This window comes from Brevundimonas sp. UBA5936 (genome assembly GCA_002430835.1).
GTDB lineage: Bacteria > Pseudomonadota > Alphaproteobacteria > Caulobacterales > Caulobacteraceae > Brevundimonas.
This window is the reverse complement of sequence record DJDA01000097.1, coordinates 1-3388: the sequence shown is the minus strand read 5'-3', so window position 1 is coordinate 3388 and position 3388 is coordinate 1. Positions and strand designations below refer to the sequence as shown.

The window sequence follows — 3388 nt, the reverse complement described above, 5'->3', positions numbered from 1 at the left end:
CCTCGAACGCCGCCGCCCGCGCGACATGGTCGGGCGCGATCAACCAGCGGCCGTCGGCTTCGCGCTCGACCCCGGCGCCGGCCTTGCGCATGGCCTCGAGCCGACGAACATGCGTCTCGGCGAAATCCTGCGTCGCGGACGCGTCGTGACGAAGGTGGAGGTCGACGCTGTAGCGGCCTCCGTTCGCCGCCGCGATCTCGGCGACGGTGCGGTCGGCGGCGCGGGCGTCCGTGGGCGTCGCTCGGATGCGCACGACCGCGCCCGCTGGAAGTCTCTCCGTCGTCTCGCCCCGTCCGATGTCGACATAGTGGATGCGCCCGTCGGCGGCGTCGACGATCAGGTAGTGACGATCATTGAGTTCGTCGGACAGGCCGCGCTCGATCACCCGTCCGACGATCGGCTGCATCGAGGAGGGATCGGCGATCACGGCGTCCAGGCCCGGACGTTCGACGCCATGGGCGGTGAAGGCGCGCTGCATCGTGCGGATGATGTCGCCGCGTTCGCCCATACGCCGCAACGTCTCCTCGCAGTCCGGCGCGAAGGTCCAGCGCCCGGCCCCCAGCTCGCGCGCCAAGCCCAGCCGGCCAAGCGTCTGCAACCGGCCCGCCCGCAAGGTCTGCTGGAACGGATCGCGCTCGAACGCCACGACGACGCCCCCGGCGTCGAGGTCGCGAAGGAGCCGCCGGTCGAGGCTGGTCAGCCGCTCCTGGGACACCTCCGCACGAAGCCGGTCGGCGATTTCGACGTCGCTGCGCGGACCCAGGTCGAGCGAGACGAGTTCGGCGGCCCGCTCGCGCATTCCCTGCGAGAGATAGTGGCGCGCGATGATGAGGTCCTTCCCGCGATCGTCCTTTCCGCGCACGATGATATGGGTGTGCGGATGGGCGGTGTTGAAGTGATCGACCGCGACCCAATCCAGCTTCGTCCCGAGATCCATTTCGACCTGCGCCATGAGGCGGCGCGTCAGGGATTTGAGATCGTCGTAGGAAGCGCCGTCCTCGGGCGAGACGATGAAGCGCATGTGGTGCCGGTCGCCGTCCTGACGGTCGAGAAAGGCCCGGCGGTCGACACTGTCCGCGTCCGCCGAATAGAGACGGCCTGGTCCTCCATCCCGCGTCGTTCCGTCTCGTTCGGCGTAGCGCAGGTGCGCGAACGCCGGAGCGAGGCCCTTGGGACCGTCGAGGCGCACGATACGCGACTTGATGATCACCCGGCGCTGACGCAGCGCCGAGAAGCGGTCGCGTGAGGCGAGGACGCGGCCGACGCCTGCGCCGCGTCCGATCCGCGCGCCGGAGAAACCCCGTCTGCCCCGTCCGGACGCTGCGCCGCCGCGCGCCAGGTTCGCCGCCTTCACGACGCGGCCGACATAGCTGCGCGCCCGGGCCTTCCCGAGCGAACGGATGCGGCCGAGGCGCGGTTCGAGATCGTCGTCGTCCGACATGGCGGCTCCTTTCGGCGGGCGCGAGACCTCGCCCGAAACCCCGACATGGCGCGCCCGAACGCCCTTGCCTATTGGCGCCATCGCAAAGCCCGGATTTGCGGGCTTTCAGCGCCCTATGGCGCCATCGCGCCGGGCATGGCGCTATTGGATCTTAGAAAAAACGATGTGCAGACAATCACTTGCAGCGCCATCCCGGAGCGATGGCGCTGTTGTTTTATCTTGCCTTGCACGCCTTGATGCACCGCGCCGATGAAGGCCGATGCCGCGCCCCCTCCCGCCAGACTGAAATTCTGGGCGGTTCCGGCCGCTTGCCCGAATCCCGCCTTCGCCCCTACGAGGGTTGCAGCATCCTAGGACGGCTGGCTATTTTTACGCGACGCGAGACATCCCTTGGGTTTCTGGCGGCGGGCATCGCTTCGCTGGCCTGGCCTGCATCAGCTAACGACGGCGGAGTGGCGTCGCGGCTTGCGGAAGCGGCCTTGCCCTTCGATGCGGCCCAAGACCTCGGGCAGGACGCGAAGCTTGTAGAGGCCCTCGCTGCGGTCATCGGGGATCGCGATATCGTCATGCTGGGGGAGCCAAGTCATGGCGACGGCAGTTCGATCCGGCTGCGAGGCCGTCTGGTTGAGCTCCTGCATCGTCGGTTCGGCTTCGACGTGCTCGCTTTCGAAGCCGACTTCTGGTCGCTCACCCGCGGCTGGGAAGAGATAACCGAGCCGGCGCAGATCCGGCCGTTCGCGGACAGCAGCATCTNNCGATTTCTGGGGCCGTGCGCCGGCCGTCGACGGGCTCTGGGCCTATGTAGAGGCCGTATTCGCCAAGGGCGGTCGCCTCGATGTGTGCGGTTTCGACTGCCGCTTGAAAGGCGAAATGGCCCGCGAAAACCTGACGGCGGCTCTCCGTTCCACCGTCGGGGCGAACCTCTCCGACGAACAGTTCAAGGCCTTCGCCGACGGGTACGCGGCGCTGCAAACCGCCGAGTTCGCCGCGCCGCCGCCAAAGGAATTGCAGGAGGGCTATTTCGCGTCGATCGATCAGATGATCGCTTCGCTTCAGCAGAAAAAGGGCTCGGCCGATGCAGTCTGGCAAGTCCAAGCGGAGCTGACCAGTCTGGCGGCCTGGGCCCGGGTGGCTTGGGAGGGCCGCTCAAGAGACGAGGCGATGGCCGACAATCTTGAATGGCTGGTCACGCAGAAATTCCCCGGTCGCAAGGTCATTGTCTGGGCGCACAACAACCACATCCTGAAGGATCCGACAGTCTATCTGGACATTCGCGATCCCGGCCCCGCTCAACAGATCGCGGCGATGAGCGAAGCGCAGAAAGCCGCCCTTTCCTATGTCGGCAGCGTCTCTTCCAGAACGTTTACTGGGAGGGTTTGCGCCATCGCCACCACCCTGGGGCGAGGCGAAACCAGCGCCCTGTTCTACAAGGCGCTGGACGGCTCGAAGATCGATTTCGATGTGACCCGCCCCGTGCCCGCCCATGCTTCGGATTCGATAGAGGCGGCGCTTTTGGAGAAGAACGTAGAGGCGGCCCTCCTAGACCTTCGCGACCTGTCGCATGGAGACTTCTTCCGATCGCGCCTGATCGATTTGAGCTATCCCGCCGATGCGCCCTTTGGGCGCGGCTATGACGCCGCCANNCTGACCGGCGATTTCCGCGACCGGGGGGATCGCGCCCGAAGACCGCCCGCTTGGTCGCAGGGGCTCATCGCCCCTGCTCCAGAGCCAAAAGCGACGCCCTTTCGAGCGCCGCCAGCTTGATCTCGGCGGCTTCCAGTTCGACTGCGATCTGACGCAGTTCGCGCGGATCAACGACGCCCCGAAGCTCGGCGCGCAGTTCTTCGATATGCTGTTCCAAGGTCATTTGAACCTCCTGTCGAGTGAAAGACAGGGGTCGTTTCCGGCGCGGGGCGGGCCGGGTCAGGGACCGCGAAGCGGCCGCGC

The 3388-nt window shown here is 66.8% G+C and carries 4 protein-coding genes; 1 reads left to right on the top strand and 3 read right to left on the bottom strand.

Annotation, left to right across the window (positions count from 1 at the left end; genetic code table 11):
* Both B2Y21_RS09110 and B2Y21_RS09105 read right to left on the bottom strand, forming a co-directional pair.
* A partial coding sequence (locus tag B2Y21_RS09110) for a VirD2 family relaxase/mobilization nuclease (protein ID WP_292059094.1) occupies positions 1-1441 on the bottom strand: 1441 nt, incomplete at its 3' end.
* A 434-nt stretch (positions 1442-1875) separates the two neighbouring features.
* The gene (locus B2Y21_RS09105; RefSeq protein ID WP_292059092.1) at positions 1876-2079 is read right to left on the bottom strand and encodes a hypothetical protein; all 204 of its coding nucleotides are present in this window, start codon (positions 2077-2079) and stop codon (positions 1876-1878) included.
* Positions 2080-2278: 199 nt separating this feature from the next.
* On the opposite strand from B2Y21_RS09105, the gene B2Y21_RS09100 reads away from it, so the two are divergent.
* On the top strand, positions 2279-3205 hold the full coding sequence (locus tag B2Y21_RS09100) for an erythromycin esterase family protein (RefSeq protein ID WP_292059090.1): 927 nt from the start codon (positions 2279-2281) through the stop codon (positions 3203-3205).
* On the opposite strand, the gene B2Y21_RS09095 is transcribed toward B2Y21_RS09100, so the two are convergent.
* Complete coding sequence (locus B2Y21_RS09095) at positions 3150-3308, bottom strand: hypothetical protein (protein WP_292059087.1); 159 nt, start codon at positions 3306-3308, stop codon at positions 3150-3152. The two genes, B2Y21_RS09100 and B2Y21_RS09095, sit on opposite strands and share 56 nt — an antisense overlap.
* Between the last annotated feature and the right edge of the window lie 80 nt (positions 3309-3388).